The organism is Archangium sp., assembly GCF_045802675.1.
Lineage (GTDB): Bacteria > Myxococcota > Myxococcia > Myxococcales > Myxococcaceae > Archangium.
Genome location: NZ_JBJMQO010000019.1, coordinates 25,156 through 47,568, shown reverse-complemented (window position 1 = coordinate 47,568; position 22,413 = coordinate 25,156). Strand labels below are relative to the sequence as shown.

Genomic DNA, 22,413 nt, shown 5'->3' with positions numbered 1-22,413 from the left:
ATGAACGCACGCCTGCTCGCGCTGCTGACCCTGCTCCTGCCCGCCTCCGCGCTGGCCCAGAACGCGTGGACCGTCACGCCGGTCGACGGCACCTCGGTGATGGGGGAGATCTCCTCGCTCGTCTTCGAGGTCCGCAACGCCTCCACCAGCACCCGCCCGCTCAACGAGGTGAGCCTCGCGGTCGATGGTGCCGCCTATGATGTCGACGGCGGAGACGCCCCGGCGGGCTGGACGGTGAACACCGTTGATCGCAAGGAGCGCCGCATCACCTACCAGGCCAGTGGCTCCTGTAGCCCCGGGCCGTTGGGGCTCGCGCCGGGCGCCTCCGCGCGCTTCACCCTGCGGCTGGTGGGAGTCGCGGCCAACGCGGATGTCACCGACGCGCTGGTGGGAGGAAGCAATCCCAACAAGTCGAGTCAGGCCAAGGACACGTGCTCGGGCACCACGTTCTCCGGCGACCCGACGGTGGCGAGCTGGAAGCGCGTGGGCCTGTCCGCGAGCATCACGGTGCAGCCTCGGACGCTCCAGCTCGGGGGCAACGTCACGGTGCAGTTCACCGTGGTGAACCGCTCGACGGTGAACCAGTCCAACATCACCCTGAGCGGCCCGGTGGTGGTGGGCAGCGCGGCCTTCGGCCGGACGGTGGTGGCCTTCTCGCCGTCCTCGCTCTCGCTGGCCCCCGGTGCCACCGGCGCCTTCTCCGGAAAGCTACAGTCCACGGCCGAGGGGATGTCCGTCTTCAAGGCCTCGGCGGGCAATGGCACGGTGAGCACCGCGCCGACCTCCTCGCTCCAGGTGAACGTGAGCAGCTTCCCGGCGCTCCTCGAGGCGCTGCCCTCCAGCATCGCTCCGGGCGACACCGTGACGGTCCGCCTCGTGGTGTCCAACCCGTCCTCGAGCACCTACCGGGACGTCGTTCCCCGCGCTCCCAACTTCACGGGGACGGCGGTGCCCACGCTGTTGAGCGGACCCACGCCCGTGAGCGCCTCGTCGCTCGGCCCGGGCTCGTCCGTGTCCTTCATCTGGAAGTACCAGCTGAATGGGGCCATCGGCAGCACCTTCCAGTTCGACAGCCAGGCGGACGCCACGCGCGACGGCTCCGCCATCAACACGGGGGCGGTGACCTCCGCGCAGGGGCGCATCGTCGAGCACCGGCTGTCCATCAATCCGTCCTCCGTCATCGCCGGCGCGAAGAACAAGACGCTCCGCTACACCCTCTACAACGGCGGCACGGTGGAGATCCGCACCGTGAAGCTGCTCACGCCGGACACGGCCTTCTTCACCGTCTCGGGCACGCCGTTCGCCAACGACGCGAGCGGCTGGAGCACCAGCTCCAACAAGGGCTACACCTGGACGGCTCCGAACGGACAGCCCGGCATCACCCCCGGGACGCAGAAGACCTTCTCGGTGGACTACAGCGCCATCGGCACCGTGTCCGCCGACACGGCCTTCAGCCACCAGCTCGAGCTCACCCAGGTGAGCGGCACCACCACCAACACGCTGCGCGTGGACTCGCCGGTCACCGTCTTCGTCAACCGCGTCATGCCCGAGGTGGATGCGCTGGTGGCCGTGGCCGGGCAGGGCCGCAACTCGCTGGTGTGGACCAACCCCTCCGATCATGACGGGGTGCTCGTGCTGCGCGCCGCGGGCACCGCCCCCAACACCGTCCCCGAGCCGGGCCGGCGCTACGCTGCCGGTGAGGTGCTCGGCAACGCGACGGTGGCGTACTCGGACGAGCTGAGCGTGGCCTCCACCTTCGAGGACACCGGCCTCACCAATGGCACGGCGTACGTCTACCGCGTCTACAACCATGACTCGCTCTACCGGTACTCGCCCGGCAACACGCCGCAGTCGCTCGGGCTGAAGTCCGTCCCCAGCAGCCGCGCGTCCGGCCAGCCGCTGTGGTGCTACAGCGCGGGCTTCTCCACGTTGCAGCAGCCCATCACCGAGCTCGGCGTGGGCATCTTCACCTCGAATACCTCGGGCCGCGTGACGGCCAACCTCACGAATACGTCCACGCCCTCGTTGGATGGCAACGAGCGTTGGCGGCCCGTGCAGCTCCAGGGCCCCGTGCAGAGCCGCTTCCCCATCGTCCCGCTGTCCGGCCGCTCCGGGCAGTACATCGTCACCGGCGACCAGGCCGGCTACGCCCAGGCCATCCGCACCGACACCGGCGAGCTCCTCTGGCGCAGCACCACGTCGCTCGGCACCATCCAGTCCTTCCCGGTGGTGCAGCTCTACAACACCACCAGCACCAATGCGGCCTACAAGGCGGCCTTCCTCAACCGGGACATCGCCTTCTTCGCCACCCGCCTGAGCACCGGCACCAACAACAAGGTGGTGGCGCTCGATGCCGCCAACGGTGCTCCCGTGTGGACGTACGCCCCGGGGGACCTCGGCATGGTGAGCGGCGGCATGATGATCGATTACACGTACAACCGCCTGTACGTGGGGGCTCGCTCCAACGGGGGCTCGCTGGCCTCGGTGCGCGTCCTGGACTCGCTCACCGGCAGCGAGCTGGCCCGGCTGTCGCTCGGGGACATCGACTTCGGCATCGTCCGCTATGGCTCGACGACGCCGCCCGTGGCGCTGGTGACGAACAGCGATGGCACGGTGTACGGGCTCGACATGGTGGCGATGAGCGTCCTCTGGAGCGCGTCCGTGGCGAGCCGCCCCTCGGCCTCGGTGCCCGCGTTCTCCCAGTATGCCCGGCCGGTGAACAACGGCTTCGTCGTGAGCATCCTGGGCGCCACCGACACCGACGGCAGGGTGGAGCGCTGGGGCATCACCACCACCTCCACGGGGACCACGGTGAGCAAGCTCTGGTCCACCCCCATCCCGAGCCCGTCCGGTACCTTCTCGGCCACGATTGGCGGCGTGCAGCGCCTCTACGTCGGCGGCAAGGACGAGAAGGTGCACGAGCTGGACTTCACCACCGGCGCGGACGGCAAGCAGGTCTCCCTGCCCGGCGCGCTGGCCATGGGTACGCCCACGGTGGACACCACCGTGTCGCGCCTCCACGTGGGCACCCAGGACGGCCGCGTCTGCGCCTTCCCGGTGCCCTTCCCCTGAGCCCTCCATGACGCGCGACCGCGAGCCCATGCCCGTAGCGCCCACCGCACCCGACTCGAAGGAGCCGGTGGCGGCCTCGCGTCCGCGCGTCTACGAGCCGCCCGCGGTGCTCTGGGAGCAGCCCTTCGTCGCGCTCGCGCAGCTGTCCTTCCACGACGACTACGGCTGCGACATTCCGGGCTCGTGCGAGGACCTGCCGTGAGGTTCATCCGTCCCATGGGGTGACGCTCGCGCTGGCCGGTTGGACGGTGTCGCTCGAGCCCGAGGAGCCCTCGCAGGAGGAGGCGCTCGTCCGGGCCTTCCAGCCCTTCATCACCTCGGAGCCGGCCCGGGCGCGGGTCCGCGTGCTGCGTCCGAGGGAGCCTCGTCCCGTGCCCCCGGTGCGCGCCCTGCCCGAGCCGCGTCCCGTGCTCGGTGGAGGCCTGCGGGTGGAGGGGGAGGACTACGTCGCGGAGCTCGCCCCCGGGGGCCGGAGCGCCACCGTGACGACGGGCGAGGGCCGCTTCGCCGTGGACACGGTGTTGAAGGTGATGCTCGCCGGGGAGCTGGCGAGGCGCGGGGGCCTGCTGGTGCACGGGGTGGCGGTGGAGCACCAGGGCCGCGCCGCCCTCTTCACGGGGAACTCCGGGGCGGGGAAGAGCACCCTGGGCGCGCTGTGGACGAGGTCCGGGGGGGCGCTGCTGACGGACGAATTGGTGGCGGTGTGGCCCGAGGCCGGAGGCTGGCGGGCCGCCGGGACGCCGTGGAACGTGGGCGTGCCGCGCGAGGCCTCGCTGCGCGTGGTGGGGACGCTGGGCTGGGACACGGGCTCGCGCTGGGAGCCGGTGGATGCGGGGGCGGTGGCCCGGGTGCTGCTGCTCAACGCGCTCCTGCCCGAGTCCTCCGCCGCGGGACGCCGCCACCTGCTGGGCGCGTCGAGCCGGCTGCTCGCGGGTGTGGAGACGGCCCGGCTCGTCTTCGCGAGGGATGCGTCCGCCGCCGAGGTGGTGCGCGCGGCGCTGGAGCGCTGACCGGAGTAGGCCAGAACCGCGGCGCTCCCGGATGGCCCGCGCCTGAAGCATATTACGCGGATGAAGCCCTTCCTCACCGTCATCGCCGGACCGACGGCCTCCGGAAAGACAGCGCTCGCCGTGGAGCTCGCCCGCAGGCGGGGTGGGGAGATCGTCAGCGCGGACTCGCAGCAGGTGTACCGGTACTTCGACATCGGGACGGCGAAGCCCTCGGCGGAGGAGCTCGCCGCCGTGCCGCATCACCTCATCTCGGTGGTGGAGCCGCTCGAGCCCTTCTCCGCCGCCGAGTACCAGCGCCGGGCCGACGAGGCGATCGCGGACCTCACCGCGAGGGGCAAGCCGGTGTTCGTGGTGGGCGGGACGGGCATGTACCTGCGCATCTTGCTGCACGGCCTGGTGGAGGCACCGGGAGCGGACCCCGAGCTGCGCGCGGAGCTGGAGGCGCTCGCGGCCGCCGAGGGCCGGGAAGCGGTGCACCGCAAGCTGGCCGAGGTGGATCCGGAGACGGCCGCGAAGCTGCCGCCGAGGGATCTGGTGCGCACCATCCGGGCGCTGGAGATCCACGAGCAGACGGGCAAGACGGCCTCCGAGTTCCGCAAGGAGCATGCGTTCGCCGCGGACCGGTATCCCTTCCGGATGTACGTGCTCTCGCCGCCGCGCGAGGAGATGTACCGGGGCATCGACGCGCGCACCGCGGCCATGTTCCGGCGCGGGCTGGTGGACGAGGTGCGCGAGCTCGTGGCGCGGGGCTACGCGGAAGCGGCGCCGATGCGAAGCGTGGGGTACGTGCAGGCGAAGGCGGTGGTGGACGGGAAGCTCTCGGTGGAGGAGGCCATCGCGCAGGCGGCGCGGGAGACGCGCCACTACGCCAAGCGGCAGCTCACGTGGTTCCGCAAGGAGGCGGGGGCCATCTTCATGGAGCCGCCGTATGGCGCGCTCTCGGGCGAGGACGGGGGGCCGGCCTGAAGAAGGACAGGGTGCGCCCTACCGATCGCCTCCCCGGCGAGCCGAAGCTCCCGTGGGCGCACGGCGCCGGGTGAGGCATCGGGCATGTCTATCTTTGGTCCTGGCCCTTGCTGGCTCGGGGAGCAAAGCAAATGGATGCGCACGCGAGGTCTCGAGCGCCAGAGCAGCATCCACGGCCGTCGGAATGGACGGGCCGGCGGGCGGGGCTTCTCCTCGTCGAGTACCTCGCGATCGCGGGCGGTTACGTGCTGCTGGGATGGCTGGGGTTGCTCCTCATGCCCGAAGGCCGGTTGGTCGCCATCTGGCCAGCGGGGGGCTTCGCCCTCGCGATGCTCCTCCTGCGAGGCACCTCGCGATGGCCCGCCATCCTGCTCGGGTCCCTGATCGGCTCCTGTGTGTTCAGCTCCTGGCGCTGGGTTCTCGAGACGGGGGCCAACGAATCCACCGCTCGCGCGTATACCGCCGCGGCCCTCACGAGCGTGGCCCGCACGCTCTCGACCGTGGCGGGTGTCCGGCTCATCGACCGGTTCGTGAGGACGAGACGTTGGCCCCACTCCGTGCGCGGCGTCATCGCTTTCGTGGTGGTGGGGGGCATTGTCCATCCCGCGCTCGTCGCCGTCACGACCCATGCCGCGCTCTGGGCGGGAGGGCTGGCCGAGCTCGGACCGGAGTTCTTCCGCAAGACCTGGATCTGGTTCAACGCCAACGCGACGGGGGTGCTGACCGTGGCACCCGCCATCCTGGCGCTCTCCGCGGGCCCGATAGGCCGGCCGCGCCGGTCGCGCGGGGAAGTGGCTCTGGCGTTCGCCTTCGCTCTGGCCGCTGGCCTCGTCTCCGTCGAGTTCCGGCGGCGGTTTGGCGAGGCGGGCCTCGCGCTGGCGTACCCCATCACCCCCATCATAGTCTGGGGCACCTTGCGTTTCGGCGCTAAGGGCGCTGTCCTCGTCAATCTGCTGATTGCCGGCGTGACGCTCGCCTCCATGCGTGTGTTGGGGTATGGCGAGGATTTCGCACGGACCTTCATTCAGATCCAGGCGCGGCAGGTGGTGTTCAACGGCTTCATCCTCGTGCTGGCCGCCGCCTTCGAGGATCGTCACCTGATGCAGCGAGCCCTGGAGCTGGAGCGCCAGAGTCTCGAGGCGCGTGTGGCCGAGCGCACCCGGGAGATCGCGCGCTTCCTCTCCCTGCTGCACTCCTCGCTGGAGTCCACCGCCGATGGCCTGCTCGTGGTCGATCGCGGGGGCCGCATCACCGCCACGAATCAGCGCTTCGCCGAGCTGTGGAGGCTCCCGCCGTCCATCCTCGAGAGTGGCGATGATGCGCGGGCGTTGGCCGTCGTGCGTGAGCAACTGGTGGACCCCGAGGCCTTTGTCTCCCGCGTGGAGCACCTCTACGCGCACCCCGAGTTGGAGAGCGAGGACGAGATCACGCTCACGGACGGCCGCATCTTCCATCGCGTCTCGCGGCCCCAGCGCCTGGGAGAGGAAATCGTCGGGCGGGTGTGGAGCTTCCGCGACATCACGGTCCGTCGCCGGGCGGAGGCCGAACGGGATCGCCTGCTCGTCGAGGAGAGCCGGGCGCGGCAGGAGGCGGAGCGGGCCTTCCAGGAGGCCCAGAAGGCGCTCGGGCTGCGCGACGAGTTCCTATCGATCGCGGCCCACGAGATGAAGACCCCGCTCACGTCGATGAAGGTGCAGATCCAACACCTGCAGCGGGTGCTGGACGGTGCCTCCGGGGGCCAGGTGGAGGCCGCCCGGCTCAGGCCCGTGGTCGCCACCGCGTTGCGCCAGATGAGGCGCTTCCAGGAATTGAGCGATCAGCTCCTGGACCTCGCGCGGATCACCTCGGGGAAGCTCGAGCCACGCTACGAGCTGCTCGATTTCCGGGAGGTGGTGGCGGAGCAGCTCGAGCAGCATGAGGAGGCCGCGGCGAAGGCGCGCTCGGAGCTCCGCCTGGAATGCGATGGCCCGCTCCCCGGAGAGAGTGATCGCCTGCGTCTCGAGCACATCGTCGGCAACCTGCTCTCCAATGCGCTCAAGTTCGGCGCCGGCAATCCCGTGACGGTCCGGCTCGAGGCACGGGCGGGACGCGTGCGCCTCCAGGTGAGGGATCAGGGCATCGGCATCGCCCCGGAAGATCACGAGCGGATCTTCGAGAGGTTGGAGCGCGCGGTCGATTCACGGCACTACGGGGGGCTGGGGCTCGGGTTGTGGATCGCCCGCCAGAGCGCGAAGGCCCTCGGGGGCGACATCACGCTCGAGAGTGAGCTGGGGAAGGGCTCCACGTTCACCGTCGAGCTGCCAAGGACCCGCCAGCCGCCGCTGGAGACGGAGCGCGGTCCGTCTTCAGTCACGGAGGCGCATCCGCCCGTCTGACTCAGGAGGCGTAGCGTCCCGACTCGTCGGACACGCCGGCCTCGTCGGGCTGGTGCGGCTGGGCCGCCGGTGCGCTGGCGGGCACGTGGCCCATGAGCAGCCGCAGCAGCCGCTCGGGCTCCACGGGCTTGGGCAGGAAGGCCTCGGCTCCGGCGTCGAGCGCGCGCTGGCGCACGTGCGGCCGGTTCAACCCGCTCATCACCACCACCCGCGTGTCGCGCGTGAGCGGATGCTGCTTGAGGCCCTCGCACAGCCGCAGGCCGTCCACCCAGTGCAGCACCACGTCCAGGAGGATGGCCGTGGGAGGCCGGCGCGCCACCGCGCAGAACAGCGCCAGCTCGTCGGCGAAGGCCACCACGCGGGCGCCCGTGGACTCCAGCAGCTGCGTCATCGCCTCGCGCGCGTCCGGATCGTCATCCACGATGTAGTAGAGGTCCGGCTCGAGCGTGGGGATCGTCGTGGGCAGGGGCTCCACGGCGGTGCGCACCCAGGAGGCCATCGTCTCTCGGAAGCCGGCCCAGCGGGCCGAGGACAGCAGGGCCAGCGGAGTGGGGGAGGAGAGCCCCAGCACGCCGCCACCGCCCATGCCGCCCGAGGAGCCCCGGTTGCGGGCCGCGAGGAAGGCCTGGGGAGCGCGGCGGCCGGCGCGGCGCAACCAGGTGACGGCGCGAGCCCCGGCGGCCGAGTCCTCGAGCAGCTCACCGAGGCCCTCGCGCACATACCGGCGCTCCAGGGCGGGGCCCTCGAGCCCGGCGTCCAGCAGTGCCACGGCCGCGCGGCTGCACGAGGCCAGCGTCTCCGACAGGCCCAGCTGGAGCGGGTGGCCGAACGCCGCCGCGCCCACCGCGAGCTGTCCGGGGGCCACGATCGTGCGGCCCGGCCCATAGGGAAGCCGCGTCGTCTCCAGCGCGGCGAGCTCGAAACCTTCCTCCACCAGCCCATCGCGGGCGGCCATCATCAGCGCCTGGCACAGGTCCGCGGGCGTCACCGAGGCCCCGAAGGCGAGCGCGTACACCGAGTGCGCGCCGGGCAGCAGCAGCAGCCCGTCCACGGTGGGCAGCGGGGAGAGCCACAGCCGCGCGAGCGGCGTGACGGACAGCCGGGGCGAGGCGTGGCGCAGGCGGGCCTGCACGGCGGCCACGGTGGGCGCGGGCTTGAAGCCCGGGAAGAAGGCCTCCCCGAGAGAAGGACCGGCGCCGGTGGCCAGCACGGCGGCGTGGAAGCGCTCGCCGCTGCCCTGGGCTCGCACCACGAGCGGGCCGCTCTTGCGCACCGCGGCGGGAGCGTCCGGGGCCGAGGGCTGGTTCTCCACCCGGTCCACGCGCCGCTGCACGAAGCGGGCGCCCTGGGACGTGGCCGCGCCGGCGAGCACCTCGCGCACCAGCGCGAGCCCTCCCTGGCCCTGGGGCCACCCATCCACCACCCACAGGCCGCCCGGCGAGCAGGGCAGCACCTCGCGGTTGCCGTGGGAGAGGATCTCCACGCCGCGCAGCTCGTGCGCGCGCCACTCGGGGGGCACGCGGCAGCCGAGCGCGGCCAGGCGCGAGCGGCACTCGGGCGTGAGGATGGCCGGCGGGGCGATGGAGCCCGGCTCGCCGCTCTCGTAGACGCGCACGTCGAGCGCGCACCCCCGGGCCCGGCCATTGAAGAGCAGCGAGGCGGCCAGCCCCGCTCCGGCGATCCCACCCCCGATGATGGCAACCCTCGAACCGCTCGCCAGCCTGCTCCCGTTCATCCTCGCCCTCGCTCCGCCTTCCATGGGGGTTTTGTGCTTCAGTGCCGCTGAACCTTGGGGGGCGGCAGCTCCGTCGCCCCGTACACCACCACCCGATCGCGCCCCTCGCGCTTGGCCTCGTAGAGCGCCGCGTCCGCGGCCCTCAGCAGCGACTCGGTGCTCTCCTTCGGGTGGGCCGTCGAGTGGTCGGCGATGCCCACGCTCACGCTCAGCCCGAAGGGGGCGGGCCGCCCGTCGCTGCGTGTCACCTTCACGGTGCGCAGTCCGGCGCGGATCCGCTCGGCGAACACCGCCGCCTCGGCCGCCGTCTGGTGTGGGAGCAGGGCGACGAATTCGTCCCCGCCGAAGCGCGCCGCGAAGTCCACCTCGCGCAGGTTGGTGCGCAGGTGGCTGGCCAGGGCGAGGATCGCCCGGTTGCCCACGTCGTGCCCCATGCCATCGTTGATGGCCTTGAGGTGATCCAGGTCGATGACCACCACCGACATCGGATACTGGTAGCGGTTGGAGCGCTTGAACTCCTCGTCCAGCCGTACGGACAGGGCGCGGAAGTTGGCCAGGCCCGTGAGCGCGTCCGTCTGGGCGAGCACCTGGAGCTTCTGCTGCTGCTCGCTCTGGCGCAGGGCCCGGTCGATGCGGGCCATCAGCTCGCGGGCGCTGGCCGGCTTGTGGACGAAGTCCACCGCGCCCATCTCCAGGCACTTCTCCAGCGTGGCCTCGTCGGAGTCTCCGGTGAGGAAGATGACGGGCACCGACTCGGTCGCCTTGTCGTGCTGGAGCGACTCGAGCACCGCCAGCCCGTCCTCGTGGTCGAGGAAGCGATCCAGCAGCACCAGATCTGGCTGGCGCTCCCGGGCGAGCACCAGGCCCGACTGGCCGTCGCTCGCACCGAGCACGTCGAATCGGGCGGCCAACAGCTCCACCAGACTGTCGCGCGTGCCCGCGTCATCCTCCACGACCAGGATCAGGGCCCGCTCCCCATCTCCATACCGGTCGTGCCGTTCCATGGTCCGCTCCACGTGCCGCGCCCGCCGCTTAATGGCAGGCCGAAAGTCTCGGGTGCCACGCCCGGAGGGTGAACCCTTCCGCCCCTCCTCCGCCGCCGCCCACGGAGTGCACCCCACGTCCGCCTCCCCCTTCACCCGAGACCCCCGGCTGCCAAGTCCGCTGTCTCTTCACTTCACGGGCTCGCTCGCCCGCTGATGTGACGACCCTTTGCAGCAAGGGCCGTGCCCCTCTTCACCGCACCCGAGGGGAAGAATGATTCCAGGGACTTGCAGCACCCACCCCGGAAGGAGGCGCCCCCGACTTGGCAAGAGTTGCAGCGTTCCCGGGTATGCGGCCAGTAGGAATTCCCGGGAGGGGTGGATCAGCGTCGCGGGTTGAACTGAACGCGGCGGCCGCCGCCGCCCCCGCCGAGCATCTGGGGCGGAGGAGTCTCCAGACCGAACTGCCACCACATGGGCTCATACGGCTTCATCTTCAGCCGCTTGTCGTTCTGCAGCGCCGACAGGCTGTTCTTGAGCTTCTCGTCGGAGGGGTTGGCCTCCACGCCGCGCGCGAGCACCCTGACGGCCTCGTCCTTCTCCTTGTTCTGCACCAGACACCAGGCGTAGACGGCCCACATGAGGGGCTCCTTCTTGCCGGCGGTGACGGCGGCCTCGAAGGACTTCTTCATCGCGGGGAAGTCCTTGCGCTGGTAGTAGAGGGCGCCCTCCATGGCCTTGGCCAGGTAGTTGCGCGGGCTGCCCTGGGCGAGGTTCACCTTCGCCCCGTCCAGGTCCTTGGACATGTACTTCAAGATTCCAATCTGGGAGTGGAGCTCCGGGGCCACGAGGAACTGCCACTTCTCGTAGACGAGCCCGCTCTCGAGCACCTTGATGGCCCGCTCGACGCGCGCCTGGGCCTCGCGCTGGCTGGTCGGTTGCCCCTGGAGGTCCTTCTGGACGGAGCCCATGAGGGCCTGGAGCTTTTTACCGATGCGCTGGGCGAGCAGGAGGTAGGCCGCCACGAAGACGATGGTGCCCGGGATGAGGCTCTGCCAGAGGTTGAAGCCGAAGGACCGGGTCAGCAGGGTCACCACGAGACCCGCCCCCAGGGCGATGAGAAGGTTGTACATGGCGCCCGTTTAGCGATCGTTGTAGAGGACCGCAATCTTCGGATGCGTCCAGGCGGGCATCGCGGTATACGTCTGCTTGTTCCAACCCCAAGGGGCCCTCTGTCGAAATTGGTAGACGAGGCGGACTCAAAATCCGCTGCGGCTGACCCCGCGTCCCGGTTCGAGTCCGGGGAGGGCCAATCCGGGGAGTTCTCCACCCCGATGGGACGGGACACTCCCAGGCGCGCTGTGAGACTCCGGACGGGCGGGAGGTCCCCATGAAGGTGCTGCTGGTGGAGGATGACACCAGTCTCCGCGAGGGGATGGTGGAGCTGGTCTCCGAGCAGGCCGAGGTCCGTGAGGCTGGCAGTGTGCCCCAGGCGCTGGCGGCCTTGCGCGAGGAGCTCTTCGCGCTGGTCCTCACGGATTTGCGCATTGGCGAGAAGGGGGAGGGGGGACGCATCATCCTGGAAGCGGCGCGTCAGCGGCTGCAGCCGGTGGCCGTCGTCAGCGCGTCCACGGCCCAGGAGGTGGTGCGGGTGCTGCGCCCCCACGAGCCGGACGCGGTGCTCGCCAAGCCCTTCTTGATCGAGGACGTGTTCGGTCTGGTGGAGCGCTTCATCGGGCTGAAGAACGAGGTGACGCGGGCGGCTGCCGGGGGAGCGCCGCCGGACGGGGCCTGGACGGAGGTGGGCGCGGGGGTCCGGGTGCTGGAGGAGCCGGATGGGCGCCTGTGGATACGGATGGAGCCCGGGGTGAGCCTGTCCCGGCCGGTCCACCGGGGGCGCACGGGGGTGATGGTGGTGGAGGGCTCGCTCGAGGTGGAGGGCGAGCGGCGCGTGGGGCAGCAATACTTCTTTCTGGCGGCCGGACCGCGTGAGGTGCGGACCCACGAGGGATGTCTGGCCGTCTCGCAGGCGCTCCGCGGGTAGCGGGGCGCGGCAGAACGTTCGAGCGTGAGCACTCTCTGGCCTGAGACATTCCTGGACGCGGAGCGGTTGGGGCGTCCCTCGCGGCGCGCGGCGACCGCGGCCCTCGAGGCGCACCTGTCGGTGCTCAAGGGCGATCCCCTGAAGGCGGCGCTGGCCAATGCGTTGAAGGACGCGGAGGGGCTGGGCGGCCAGGAGCGGCGCTTCACGGCCCTGGCGGTGCGCGAGCTCTCGCGGCACCAGCGGCTGTTGGACCTGGCGGCGCGGACGCTGGGCCATCCTCCGAGCAAGATTGGTCTGCTGGAGGATCAGATGCTGGTGCGCTACGTGCTGTGGCGCCGGCTCTTCTGTGGCGCGAACTGGGCGCGCATCGGCCCCGAGGTGAAGCTGCCCGGTCCGGTGCGGCCGCGCACCATCAAGGATGATCTGCTGGCCCGGGTGGCGGAGTCGCCGCTGCCGGAGCCGCCGGTGCCGGAGTCCGTGCCGGAGCGCCTGGCGACGCGCTACTCGTTCCCCAACTGGCTGGTGCTGCGGCTGGCGGAGCTGCACCCGGCGCCGGTGCTGGAGGCGATTCTGGCGGCGCTGGACGAGGAGCCGTCGCTGCACTTCCGGGCGCGGCCCTCGGGCACGCGGGCCGAGGTGCTGGCGCGGCTGGCCGAGGAGGGCGTGGTGGCGGAGGCGGTGGACGTGGCGCCGGACGCGGTGCGCATCGCCGAGGCCAGCCACCGGGTCTTCGAGACGCGGGTGATGAAGGAGGGCCGGCTGCAGGTGCAGGACGTGGGCAGCCAGCTCATTGTCGAGGCCTGCCGTCCGCTGGAGGGCTCGCTGTCGGGGAAGACGGTGGCGGACGTGTGCGCGGGGGCGGGGGGCAAGACGCTCGGGCTGGCGGACGAGGTGGGGAAGGCGGGGAAGGTGCTCGCGGGAGACCGTTCCCGGAGGCGGCTGGCCCAGGCGCGTGAGCGGGCGCGGGAGCTGTCCCTGCGCCATGTCTCCTTCCCTCATCCCTTGCCGCTTCAGCAGGCGGACGTGGTGCTGGTGGACGCGCCGTGCAGCGGGACGGGCTCGCTGGCGCGCGAGCCGGATCAGAAGTGGAAGCTCAGCCTGAAGTCGGTGGAGGAGTTCCACGACACCCAGTTGGGGCTGCTCGAGGAGCTGGCCGGACAGGTGAAGCCCGGAGCGCTGCTGGTGTACGCCACGTGCTCGCTGCTGCCCGAGGAGAACGACGCGGTGGTGCGGGACTTCCTCGCCCGGGTGCCGGGTTTCACCGTGGAGCCGCTCGCGCCCCTGTTTGGACCCGAGCGGGCGGCGGTGCTGTGCGACGGCCCCTTCCTCCGGGCGCTGCCCTCCAAGGTACCGGGCGGGGGCTTCTTCGCCGCCCGGCTGCGCAAGGACGGGACGGGGCAGGGTTGACAGGTCCGCCGGGTGCACGCTACGCAGGGAAGCGGTCCTCTTTCCCGAGAGGTTGCACCCGGTGGCAGCCGACCCGAAGCAGTCCGAGGCCTTCCGTCAGCTCCAGGAGGCCTTCAATTCCGCCCAGTCGCAGATGACCCAGCTCCGCCAGCAGGTGGAGAAGCACGCCGAGCTGGCTCGGGCGAAGACGCAGCGCGACTTCATCCAGACGGAGAAGGAGCGGGCCTTCCGCGAGCTGGGCGAGGCCGTCTTCAAGCAGGTGCAGAAGGGCCGGCTGGAGCTCTCCTCCACGTTCGCCCCCCTGCTCAAGGCCATCGAGCAGGCCCAGCACAAGGCCGAGGCCCAGGCCCGGGAGATTGGCGATCTCCTCCAGGAAGGAGAGGAGGCGGCCCAGCGGCTGAAGCAAAAAAACGCGGGTGGGGGCCATTCAGGAGTAGCGCCCCGCACGAAGAAGTTATAAAAGGGCGCCGCTTTCGACGGACAGCAACCACTTCCCAGGTGGTTGCGACATTGTGGGGCTATAGCTCAGCTGGGAGAGCGCTTGAATGGCATTCAAGAGGTCATCGGTTCGATCCCGATTAGCTCCACAGTGAAGAAGGCCCGTCGGGATACCCCGGCGGGCCTTTTCATTTTCCCCCGCGGGCGCTGACGGCCCGAGCGCACGGCGGACGCGCCAGGTCCGGAGCGAGCGCGACGGGAATGCGGCATGGCGGGGCGGGAAACGCACGACGGGCGCACACCCCGGATCCGGCCAACGGACCACGTGGGGGAGGCGCCAGCGCCTGGAAGTGCACGGGTGGGGCGGGGGCCCCGGGACGGCGTTCGAGGCTCAGGCCTCGCGGATCATCAGCATCTGCAGCAGGTCGCGCAGCATCTGCTTGAGGCCGCCGGCTTCGGGCAGGGTGGCCAGGACGCGCGCGGCGGCGTTGGTGGAGCGCTCGATGAGGCGCTCGGTGGCGGCGCGGCCCTCGTGGGCCTCCACGAGCTCCCGGGCGCGCTGCAGCATCGTCTCGTCCTTGGGGCCGGGGATGCAGAGCGTCTCGAGCTCCTGGCGGGCCTCGGGCGTCGCGCGCAGGTAGGCGACCAGCAGCGGGAAGGTGCGCTTGCCCTGCGCCAGGTCCGAGTCGGTCGGCTTGCCCACCACGGAGGACTGTCCGTACAGGCCCAGCAGATCGTCCCGCAGCTGGTAGGCCGTGCCCACGTAGCGGCCGAAGCGCTCCAGCTTGTTGATGAGCTCCGGAGCGCCACCGGCCAGCATCGCCCCGCACACCAGCGGCGCGGTGAAGCCGTACAGCGCCGTCTTCAGGTAGGCCACGCGCAGCGCGTGGTAGATGGACAGCTCGGCCAGCGGCTGGTGCGGCAGCCGGATGTCCATGTACTGCCCGGCCGCGGTGTAGCGGCACACCTTGAGGAAGTAGCGCGTGGCTACATCCGAGTCCGGCAGGTTGCAGCCCAGCATCACCTCGAGCGAGCGCCCATAGAGGTGATCTCCGACCACGACCGCGAGGTTCTCACCCAGCCGCCCCTCGCCCAGCATCTTGTGCAGCGCCGCGCCTCCGCGCCGCGTGTCCGCCTGATCCGCCACGTCGTCGTGGATCAGCATGAACGTGTGCAGCAGCTCCGTGGCCGCCGCGAACCGCCACAGCCCCGACGGCGCCCGCGTGTCGCCCCGGCCCAGGGCGTAACCCACCAGCACCAGTCCCGGACGAATGCGCTTGGAGGGCCTCAGCGAGTAGCTGCGCACCTGCTCCAGCACCTTGCTCCACGCCGGATCCAGGTGCCGCTCGTCCTCGAGCTCGAGGATCTGATGCAGCACCACCTGCGTCTGGTACTGCACCGTCTTCGCCCAGGACGCGAAGTTCACGGGTGACCCGGACGGCTGCTGCTCCGCCGGCGGGGTCCCGCCCTGTTGTGGAGATGCCTTCCGCTCGTTCATGTCCTGATGGCTGCCACCCGAGGTTCCGCGCGTCGGCATCGTATCCTGCACAGCGGCAACCAATGTCAGCATGGCGAACCTCCGGGGCTGGGCGGCTTGGGGGGTCGGGCAAGCCCCATGGCATTCTACTCCCGGTTTTGATAACAGAAAATTTTTATAGGGGCAAATAGCTTTTGAGAGGAGAAATATTGCTCATTGAGTGAGAATGGAAGGCCCACAGAGGGAAAAACAGCATTTGGGTCAATCACTACCCATCTGTCGTTTTCGACCCAGGGGTGTTCTTGTTCAATGGCAATGAAAAGGCGGCCGGGTCAAAGGACACCGGCCGCCGGAAACTCCCCGTCGGAACGGCTACTTGGCGCTCTTGAAGATGTTCATCACGTCCTTGAGCAGCTTCACCGACTCGTCGTGCGGACGCTGGAAGGCATTGCGGCCCATGATGGAGCCGAAGCCTCCACCGGCGGCGATCTGACGGATCTCCTCGAGCAGATCCTCGGTGCTCTTGGACTCGCCGCCGGAGAAGATGACGATGCGCTTTCCGTTGAAGGCGGATTTCACCACGTCGCGAATGCGATCGGCCATCGTCTTGGTGGGGATGTTGAACTTCTCGTAGACCTTCTTGGCCTCGGGCTGCTCCAGGAAGTCCTTGGGCGGCTTGACCTTGATGACGTGGGCGCCCAGCTGCGCGCTGATCTGCGCCGCGTAGGAGATGACGTCGATGGCCTGCTCTCCCTCCTTGGAGAGGCTCCCGCGCGGGTAGGCCCAGAGCACCGTGGGCAGGCCGTAGGACTTGGCCTCGGAGATGAGCTCGCGCAGGGCCTCGTACTGCTCGTTGCGGTACCCGGAGCCCGGGTAGATGGTGTACCCGATGGCCGAGCAGCCCAGACGCACCGCGTCCTTCACCGATCCGGTGACGGCGGACATGGGGTGCTCGGGCTTGCCCAGGGAGTCCGAGTTGTTGAGCTTCAGGATCAGCGGAATCTCACCCAGGTACTTGCCGGCCACCGCCTCCAGGAAGCCCAGGGGGGCCGCGTAGGCGTTGCAGCCCGACTCGATGGCGAGGTTGATGTGGTAGTCGGGATCGTACCCGGCGGCGTTGGGCGCGAAGGAGCGCGCGGGGCCGTGCTCGAAGCCCTGATCCACCGGGAGGATCACCATCTTGCCGGTGCCGGCGAGCGTGCCGGTGTTGAGCAGGCGGGCCAGGTTGGTGAGCGTGCCCGGAGTGTCGGACGGGTACCACGAGAGGATCTGCTTGACGCGGTCGGTATACGCCATGTGGCTCCTCGGATTGGGGCGGGAGGCCCCTTGACTTGACGCCGCGGATTCTGCCCACGCGGCGGCCCTGTACCAACAGATCATTCGCGTCTTCGTCGCGGCGCGAACGCTCGACACACGGAATGCACGATCCCGATGACGGACGGTTGCTGAAAGTGGATGCTGCGCCGCTGCGAACGTCCCGGGTGCTCGGGGCTTCTGGGAGAGGCGAGTGGTGAACCGCAGAAATTCGCTACGTACTCTGGGGCTGGGATGGGTGCTCACCGCGACGTGGGCGGGAGCGCAGCTCGCTCCGGCTCCGACGCCCGCGCCCTCGGTACCAACACCCGGGTCGGCCACGACGCCCGCCCCGGCCTCGCAGGCGGCTCCCCAGGCCACGCCCCAGGCTCCCGCCGGAGGCGCGGACCTTCCCAACGTTCCGAACGTGGCCCCCGAGGTGGGCCAGGCGGTGGAGGAGGCGGTCCCCAACGAGGGCCCGCCCTCGGCCGCTGGGGAGGCGAAGCGCACGCCGCTCACGCTGGAGCAGCTCGTCCAGCGCGCGCGCAAGCAGGACGCGCGGGTGGAGGAGGCGCGAGCGGAATTGCGCCGGCTGGAGGCCCTGCTGTACCAGGCCCGGTGGGCGTGGTTCCCCAAGTTCGAGACGTTGGTGGGCGCGGGCGGCCCGATGCCCGAGGCGTACAACAACGGCCTGGGCGGTCCTCCGACGACGGAGGCCTCGCTGGAGGGAGACTGGAAGTTCGGCCGGCTGGGCGTGACGGCCTTCATCGAGTCCAACGCGGTGCTGCCGCTCTACACCTTCGGGAAGTTGCAGGCGTTGGAGAAGGCGGCGGAGCAGGGGCCCATCATCGGCAAGGCGCTCCAGCAGCGCGCCGAGGACGAGGCCGGCTCGCAGGCGGCACAGGCCTTCTTCGGCTACCAGCTGGCGCGCTCGGGGCTGAAGCAGCTCGACGAGACGTCCGGGCGGCTGGAGGACGCGGCCAGGCAGCTCCAGAAGATGCTGGACGCGAAGTCCGAGCAGGTCTCGAAGATGGACCTGTACAAGCTGGGCTTCTTCCGCAAGCAGCTCCAGGCACGGCGGGCCCAGGCCGAGCAGGGCCAGCAGCTCGCGCTGGCCGCCATCCGGCTGCTGGCGAACATCCCCGCCGGGGAGCCCGTCGCGGTGGTGGAGATGGAGCTGGAGCCGGAAGGGGAGGTGAAGGCCCCCACGCTGGAGGAGGCCCTGGCCACGGCCGAGCAGAAGCGGCCGGAGCTCGCCGGCATCGCCGCGGGCCTCATCGCGCGCGAGAAGGAGGTCTTCATCCGCGAGCGCATGTTCTATCCGGACCTCGGGCTCGCGGGCTTCCTGTCGCTCCGGTACACCTCGAACGCGACGCCGCAGCGGGATCCCTTCGCCTACGATCCCTACAACCAGCGCGAGGTGGGCGTGGGGCTGGTGGCGCGCTACACCTTCGACATCCCGACGAAGCAGGCGGAGCTGGAGCAGTCGCGGGCGGAGCTGGACAAGCTCAAGGCGCAGCAGCGGCTGCTCCAGGCGGCCATCCGGCTGGAGGTGACGAAGACGCACGGCGAGCTCATGGCGGCGCAGCACCGGGCCGAGGCCCTGCACGACGCGGCGCGGGACGCCCGGCGCTGGGCCACGGCCGCCATGGCCGCCTTCGACCTGGGCACCACCGGCACGCGGGATGTCATCGAGTCCTTCACGGCGTATGCCCAGTCGTCGGCCGAGCTGGCGCAGAGCTGGCACGACTTCCAGGTCGCCCAGGCGGAGCTGGCACGGGTGACCGGCACCGCCCCCAAGGGACCGTGAATAAGACCACGCCGCGAAGTGTCATTTCTGCCAACTTCACTTTCAGCGCTTCGGAGTCACACCGATATGTTCGCTTCCCTGCTCGCCGCCGTGCTGCTCACCGCCGCGCCCGGTCCCCTTGATGTCGTGAAGTCGGGTAACACCGACGTCCAGAAGGTCGCCTCCGCCAGGGGCGCCACCGCGGATCAGCTCTCGAAGGTGGTAGAGAAGTTCGTGGATTTTGGTGAGCTGTCCAAGCGCGCGCTCGGCGACAAGTGGGACAAGCTGACGGCCGCCCAGCGCAAGGATTTCTCCAGCACCATGGAGGGCCTGCTGAGGGCCTCCTACGCCCAGAAGGCGCTCGGCCAGGGCAAGACCCAGGTGCAGTACGGCAAGGAGGACGTCCAGGGCAACGAGGCCACCGTGGACACCACGGTGAACGTGAACCGGGACAAGTTCCCCGTCGAGTACAAGCTCTACCGCGCGGACGGCAAGGGCGAGTGGCGCATCTACGACGTCATCACCGATGACGTGTCCCTCCTGGAGACCTACCAGGGCCAGTTCCGCAAGCTGATCGCCGACAAGGGCTTCGACGGCCTGCTGTCCACCCTGAAGGCCAAGCGGGCGCAGATCGAGAAGTCGCTCTAATCGCGCCGCCTCTCGCGTCCCGGAACGCCGAAGACCCCACGGCCGACCCTCTCATCCGGAGGGGCGGGGTGGGGTCTTCTCGTTGGAGCCGTTACAGCGGCCTCTCGTAGACGCGGTACAGCTTGGAGCGCTTGCCGCCCATGGACTCGATGGCGCGGTTGACGAGGTGGTTGTCCTCGAGCGTCCAGGAGATTTCGCCGCCCTCGTAGCCCAGCTCGCGCGCCTTGTTGAGCGTGTCCAGGTAGAGGATGGCGTCCAGGCCGCGGCGCCGGTAGCCCTCGACGGTGCCGAGCAGCACCAGGCGCAACCGGCGGATGTGGCGCGTGGCCAGCAGCAGCTTCGCCAGGCCGATGGGCAGGCCGAAGGTGGTGAGCCGGCCGTTGGCGACCTTGATGGCCTCGTTGGCGTCCGGGATGGTGAGCGCGAAGCCCACCGGCTCGCCCTTCACCTCGGCCACCAGCGCGAGCTCCGGCTTCACCATCTGCTTGAGATCGCGCGCCAGGTGGTCGAACTCGTGCTCCGTCATCGGGACGAAGCCCCAGTTCTTCTCCCAGGCCGCGTTGTACATGGCCTTCACCCGGGCCACCTCGGTGTCGAAGTCCTTGAGGTTCACCGGGCGCACGGTGACGCCCTCGCGGTGGCGGATCTTCTCCGCGATGCGCGCCACCTTCTCCGGCGGCGGGGTGGAGGCCGACAGCTCCCAGGCGAACAAATCCTTGGCCTTGGCGAAGCCGTTGGCATCCATCAGCGCCGCGTAATAGCGCGGGTTGTACGTCGTCATGATGGCCGGCGGGGTGTCGAACCCCTCGATGAGCAGACCCACCTCGCCGTTGGTGGAGTAGCTCATCGGGCCGATGACGGAGGTGAAGCCCTTGGCGCGCAGCCACGCGGCCGCGGTGTCGAAGAGCGCGCGGGCCACGCCGGCGTCATTCACGCACTCGAAGAGGCCGAAGAAGCCCACGTTGGTGCCGTGGAACTCGTTGTAGCGGGGGTTGTTCACCGCCGCGATCCGTCCCACCACCTGCTTGCCCCGGCGGGCGAGGAAGAACTCCACCTCGCCGAACTCGAAGAAGGGGTGCTTCTTCGGGTCCATGAAGTCCCGGCGCTCCATCTCCAGGTGCGGCACGAAGTTCGGGTCGCCCTTGTAGAGGGAATAGGTGAGGCGGATGAAGGCCGTGCGGTCCGCCGAGCTCCGGACGGGAGTCACCTCCACGTCGGCGGGCAGGGGCGGCAGCGATGTGGCTGGGGTCTGCTTCTCGGCGGTGACGGCCATGGCGTGCGTGCTCCTCGTGTCCTAGTTGTGGTCCTCGCGACCGTTGCGGATGAAGAGATTGGCGCCCTTCTCCAGCAGCATGCCGGGGATGTTCGCACGCTTCTCCCAGAGCTTCATCGGCATCTGGCCCAGCTTGCGGATGTCCTCGGGCTGCAGGTTGGCCGCCCGCCAGGTGAGCGTCTCCACCGCGTCGAACAGCTTGCCGGCCACCTCGCGCGACGACATGCGCGAGAGCTGATCCAGCGAGAAGCCGTTGTGGCCGTTGTGCCCGTTGCTCGCGGCGGCCCACTTCTCCGTCGCCCTGTTGTTGCGCACGAAGGTGCCCGGGCGGGCGATCTGCACCGGGGTGTACGTGGAGGGCCGCGTCTGGGGGATGATGTCCAGCTTCTTGCCAATCTGCTCGAAGGTGTCGAGCACCCGGTCCAGCTGCTCGTCCGTGTGCGTGGCCATGTAGCTGGTGCGGATGAGCGCGTGGCCCGGCTCCACCGCGGGGGGCACCACGGGGTTGGCGAACACGCCCGCCTCGTGCAGCGCCTTCCAGAAGCGGAAGCACTTCACCTGATCGCCAATGTGCACCGGCACCACCGGCGTCACCGACACGCCCGTGTCGAAGCCCATGGCGCGGAAGCCGTTGTGCATCTTCTCCGCGATGTCCAGCAGGCGCGCGCGCCGCTGCGGCTCGGCCTCGATGATCTCCAGCGCCTTGAGCGCCGAGGCCACGGAGGCTGGCGTCATGGACGCGGAGAAGATGACCGAGCGCGACTTGTGGCGCATGTAGTTGATGACGTCCGAGGGGCCCGCCAGCACGCCGCCCAGCGACGCGAAGCTCTTGGAGAACGTGCCCATGACCAGGTCCGTCTCCGCCTCCAGCCCGAAGTACTCGGAGGTGCCGCGGCCCTTCTCGCCCAGCACGCCCATGGCGTGGGCGTCATCCGTCATCACGCGCGCGTTGTACTTCTTGGCCAGCTCCACGATGCGGGGCAGATCGCAGATGTCGCCCTCCATCGAGAACACGCCGTCGGTGATGATGATCTTCCCCGCCTTGGGCTCCTTCTCCTCGGCCTGCTGCAAGAGCTGCTCGAGGTGCTCCAGGTCGTTGTGGCGGAACTTGCGCTCGGTGGCGAAGGACAGGCGGATGCCGTCCACCAGCGAGGCGTGGTTCTGCCGGTCCGCGAAGACGATGTCGTGACGGCCGAGGATGGAGGAGAGCGCCAGGTTCGTCTGGAAGCCGGTGGAGATGACGAGCGCGGACTCGCGGTTGAGGAACTTCGCCAGCCGGTGCTCCAGCTCCTCGTGCAGCGCCAGGGTGCCGTTGAGCAGACGCGAGCCGGAGCACGTGGTGCCGTAGCGCTCCACCGCCTTGATCGCCGCCTCCTTCACGCGGGCATCCGCGCTCAGGCCCAGGTAGTTGTTGGAGCCCACCATGATGATGCGGCGGCCCTCGATCTGGACCTCGGTGGCACCGAACGACTCCTCGATGGCCCGGAAGTACGGGTAGAGGCCCGTCGCCTTGGCGATGCGGTAGTCCTTCCAGCTGCTGCACTTCTCGAATACGTCACTCATGGGCGGTCTTCTCTTGTGGGGGAGATCCGGATCCGCGAATCCGGGGCGCGCTTCCCTGCAGTGTTCCATCCAGGCTGCTGCACCGCAGCGCGCGTCCTCCTCGGGGGGCTAGGCGTGGCCGTCATTATTGAGTCACCCCCCGAGTGTCAAGGCGGCGACTCTCCCAGAGCACATGAGCCCGGGCGGAGCGTGCGATTAGCGGGGGTTGACACGTAGGGATATTCCCGTTCCCGGGCAGGCGAGTGCGCAACCGGCTGCACAGCCGGGACGTGCCTGTCCTGTTTCGGCGGCGGGCGCCCTGGGCGGGCGTCACATCGGTGGATTCCGCACCCGCGAGGAA

Annotated in this window: 17 protein-coding genes and 2 tRNA genes; 12 read left to right on the top strand and 7 right to left on the bottom strand. The window is 69.8% G+C overall.

The window, feature by feature from the left end; genetic code table 11:
• The 5 genes from ACJ8AN_RS04460 (at position 1) to ACJ8AN_RS04440 (ending at position 7,423) form a co-directional block, all read left to right on the top strand.
• Positions 1-3,072, top strand: coding sequence for a PQQ-binding-like beta-propeller repeat protein (locus tag ACJ8AN_RS04460; RefSeq protein WP_407753963.1), 3,072 nt, complete (start codon positions 1-3; stop codon positions 3,070-3,072).
• 7 nt (positions 3,073-3,079) lie between these two features.
• Positions 3,080-3,274, top strand: a complete 195-nt coding sequence (locus ACJ8AN_RS04455) for a hypothetical protein (RefSeq protein WP_407753962.1) — start codon at positions 3,080-3,082, stop codon at positions 3,272-3,274.
• A gap of 19 nt (positions 3,275-3,293) precedes the next feature.
• Positions 3,294-4,082 carry a hypothetical protein gene (locus ACJ8AN_RS04450; RefSeq protein ID WP_407753961.1) on the top strand — a complete coding sequence of 263 codons (789 nt, stop codon included), beginning with the start codon at positions 3,294-3,296 and terminating at the stop codon, positions 4,080-4,082.
• Between the two features lie 60 nt (positions 4,083-4,142).
• Positions 4,143-5,048, top strand: a complete 906-nt coding sequence (miaA, locus tag ACJ8AN_RS04445) for a tRNA (adenosine(37)-N6)-dimethylallyltransferase MiaA (protein ID WP_407753960.1) — start codon at positions 4,143-4,145, stop codon at positions 5,046-5,048.
• 131 nt (positions 5,049-5,179) lie between these two features.
• Complete coding sequence (locus ACJ8AN_RS04440; protein WP_407753959.1) at positions 5,180-7,423, top strand: ATP-binding protein; 2,244 nt, start codon at positions 5,180-5,182, stop codon at positions 7,421-7,423.
• Position 7,424: 1 nt separating this feature from the next.
• Here the strand turns inward: ACJ8AN_RS04440 and ACJ8AN_RS04435 are convergent, their stop codons facing one another.
• The 3 genes from ACJ8AN_RS04435 to ACJ8AN_RS04425 form a co-directional block, all read right to left on the bottom strand.
• The gene (locus ACJ8AN_RS04435) at positions 7,425-9,158 is read right to left on the bottom strand and encodes a two-component system response regulator (protein ID WP_407753958.1); all 1,734 of its coding nucleotides are present in this window, start codon (positions 9,156-9,158) and stop codon (positions 7,425-7,427) included.
• Between the two features lie 38 nt (positions 9,159-9,196).
• The gene (locus ACJ8AN_RS04430; protein ID WP_407753957.1) at positions 9,197-10,162 is read right to left on the bottom strand and encodes a diguanylate cyclase; all 966 of its coding nucleotides are present in this window, start codon (positions 10,160-10,162) and stop codon (positions 9,197-9,199) included.
• Positions 10,163-10,524: 362 nt separating this feature from the next.
• Positions 10,525-11,274 (bottom strand): tetratricopeptide repeat protein, encoded by a 750-nt coding sequence (locus ACJ8AN_RS04425; RefSeq protein WP_407753956.1) that lies wholly within the window; start codon positions 11,272-11,274, stop codon positions 10,525-10,527.
• 93 nt (positions 11,275-11,367) lie between these two features.
• Between ACJ8AN_RS04425 and ACJ8AN_RS04420 the strand changes: the two genes are divergently transcribed.
• The 5 genes from ACJ8AN_RS04420 to ACJ8AN_RS04400 all read left to right on the top strand — a co-directional run bounded on the left by ACJ8AN_RS04420 (position 11,368) and on the right by ACJ8AN_RS04400 (position 14,179).
• Positions 11,368-11,453: transfer RNA gene (locus ACJ8AN_RS04420), tRNA-Leu, on the top strand.
• A 78-nt stretch (positions 11,454-11,531) separates the two neighbouring features.
• On the top strand, positions 11,532-12,185 hold the full coding sequence (locus tag ACJ8AN_RS04415; RefSeq protein WP_407753955.1) for a response regulator: 654 nt from the start codon (positions 11,532-11,534) through the stop codon (positions 12,183-12,185).
• A 24-nt stretch (positions 12,186-12,209) separates the two neighbouring features.
• On the top strand, positions 12,210-13,592 hold the full coding sequence (locus ACJ8AN_RS04410; RefSeq protein WP_407753954.1) for an RsmB/NOP family class I SAM-dependent RNA methyltransferase: 1,383 nt from the start codon (positions 12,210-12,212) through the stop codon (positions 13,590-13,592).
• Between the two features lie 61 nt (positions 13,593-13,653).
• Positions 13,654-14,052: a hypothetical protein gene (locus ACJ8AN_RS04405; protein ID WP_407753953.1), complete on the top strand. Its 399-nt coding sequence runs from the start codon at positions 13,654-13,656 to the stop codon at positions 14,050-14,052.
• A gap of 54 nt (positions 14,053-14,106) precedes the next feature.
• Positions 14,107-14,179, top strand: a tRNA-Ala gene (locus tag ACJ8AN_RS04400).
• Positions 14,180-14,421: 242 nt separating this feature from the next.
• Here the strand turns inward: ACJ8AN_RS04400 and ACJ8AN_RS04395 are convergent.
• Positions 14,422-15,456, bottom strand: a complete 1,035-nt coding sequence (locus ACJ8AN_RS04395) for a polyprenyl synthetase family protein (protein ID WP_407753952.1) — start codon at positions 15,454-15,456, stop codon at positions 14,422-14,424.
• Positions 15,457-15,879: 423 nt separating this feature from the next.
• Complete coding sequence (locus ACJ8AN_RS04390) at positions 15,880-16,803, bottom strand: class I fructose-bisphosphate aldolase (RefSeq protein WP_407753951.1); 924 nt, start codon at positions 16,801-16,803, stop codon at positions 15,880-15,882.
• Between the two features lie 214 nt (positions 16,804-17,017).
• Between ACJ8AN_RS04390 and ACJ8AN_RS04385 the strand changes: the two genes are divergently transcribed.
• Positions 17,018-18,610, top strand: coding sequence for a TolC family protein (locus tag ACJ8AN_RS04385; RefSeq protein ID WP_407753950.1), 1,593 nt, complete (start codon positions 17,018-17,020; stop codon positions 18,608-18,610).
• A 66-nt stretch (positions 18,611-18,676) separates the two neighbouring features.
• Positions 18,677-19,237 (top strand): phospholipid-binding protein MlaC, encoded by a 561-nt coding sequence (locus tag ACJ8AN_RS04380; protein ID WP_407753949.1) that lies wholly within the window; start codon positions 18,677-18,679, stop codon positions 19,235-19,237.
• Positions 19,238-19,328: 91 nt separating this feature from the next.
• Here the strand turns inward: ACJ8AN_RS04380 and ACJ8AN_RS04375 are convergent, their stop codons facing one another.
• Positions 19,329-20,510 carry an N-acetyltransferase gene (locus ACJ8AN_RS04375; protein WP_407753948.1) on the bottom strand — a complete coding sequence of 394 codons (1,182 nt, stop codon included), beginning with the start codon at positions 20,508-20,510 and terminating at the stop codon, positions 19,329-19,331.
• A gap of 21 nt (positions 20,511-20,531) precedes the next feature.
• Positions 20,532-22,073, bottom strand: a complete 1,542-nt coding sequence (locus ACJ8AN_RS04370; RefSeq protein WP_407753947.1) for an aminotransferase class I/II-fold pyridoxal phosphate-dependent enzyme — start codon at positions 22,071-22,073, stop codon at positions 20,532-20,534.
• Positions 22,074-22,413: the final 340 nt, after the last annotated feature.

What these genes read in the sequence shown, in the direction of transcription:
- ACJ8AN_RS04435 (WP_407753958.1), bottom strand. Translation starts at nt 9,158, where the DNA reads ATGAACGGGAGCAGGCTGGCGAGCGGTTCGAGGGTTGCCATCATCGGG.
- ACJ8AN_RS04380 (WP_407753949.1), top strand. Translation starts at nt 18,677, where the DNA reads ATGTTCGCTTCCCTGCTCGCCGCCGTGCTGCTCACCGCCGCGCCCGGT.
- ACJ8AN_RS04440 (WP_407753959.1), top strand. Translation starts at nt 5,180, where the DNA reads ATGGATGCGCACGCGAGGTCTCGAGCGCCAGAGCAGCATCCACGGCCG.
- ACJ8AN_RS04425 (WP_407753956.1), bottom strand. Translation starts at nt 11,274, where the DNA reads ATGTACAACCTTCTCATCGCCCTGGGGGCGGGTCTCGTGGTGACCCTG.
- ACJ8AN_RS04390 (WP_407753951.1), bottom strand. Translation starts at nt 16,803, where the DNA reads ATGGCGTATACCGACCGCGTCAAGCAGATCCTCTCGTGGTACCCGTCC.
- ACJ8AN_RS04460 (WP_407753963.1), top strand. Translation starts at nt 1, where the DNA reads ATGAACGCACGCCTGCTCGCGCTGCTGACCCTGCTCCTGCCCGCCTCC.
- ACJ8AN_RS04370 (WP_407753947.1), bottom strand. Translation starts at nt 22,073, where the DNA reads ATGAGTGACGTATTCGAGAAGTGCAGCAGCTGGAAGGACTACCGCATC.
- ACJ8AN_RS04415 (WP_407753955.1), top strand. Translation starts at nt 11,532, where the DNA reads ATGAAGGTGCTGCTGGTGGAGGATGACACCAGTCTCCGCGAGGGGATG.
- miaA (WP_407753960.1), top strand. Translation starts at nt 4,143, where the DNA reads ATGAAGCCCTTCCTCACCGTCATCGCCGGACCGACGGCCTCCGGAAAG.
- ACJ8AN_RS04375 (WP_407753948.1), bottom strand. Translation starts at nt 20,510, where the DNA reads ATGGCCGTCACCGCCGAGAAGCAGACCCCAGCCACATCGCTGCCGCCC.
- ACJ8AN_RS04455 (WP_407753962.1), top strand. Translation starts at nt 3,080, where the DNA reads ATGACGCGCGACCGCGAGCCCATGCCCGTAGCGCCCACCGCACCCGAC.
- ACJ8AN_RS04430 (WP_407753957.1), bottom strand. Translation starts at nt 10,162, where the DNA reads ATGGAACGGCACGACCGGTATGGAGATGGGGAGCGGGCCCTGATCCTG.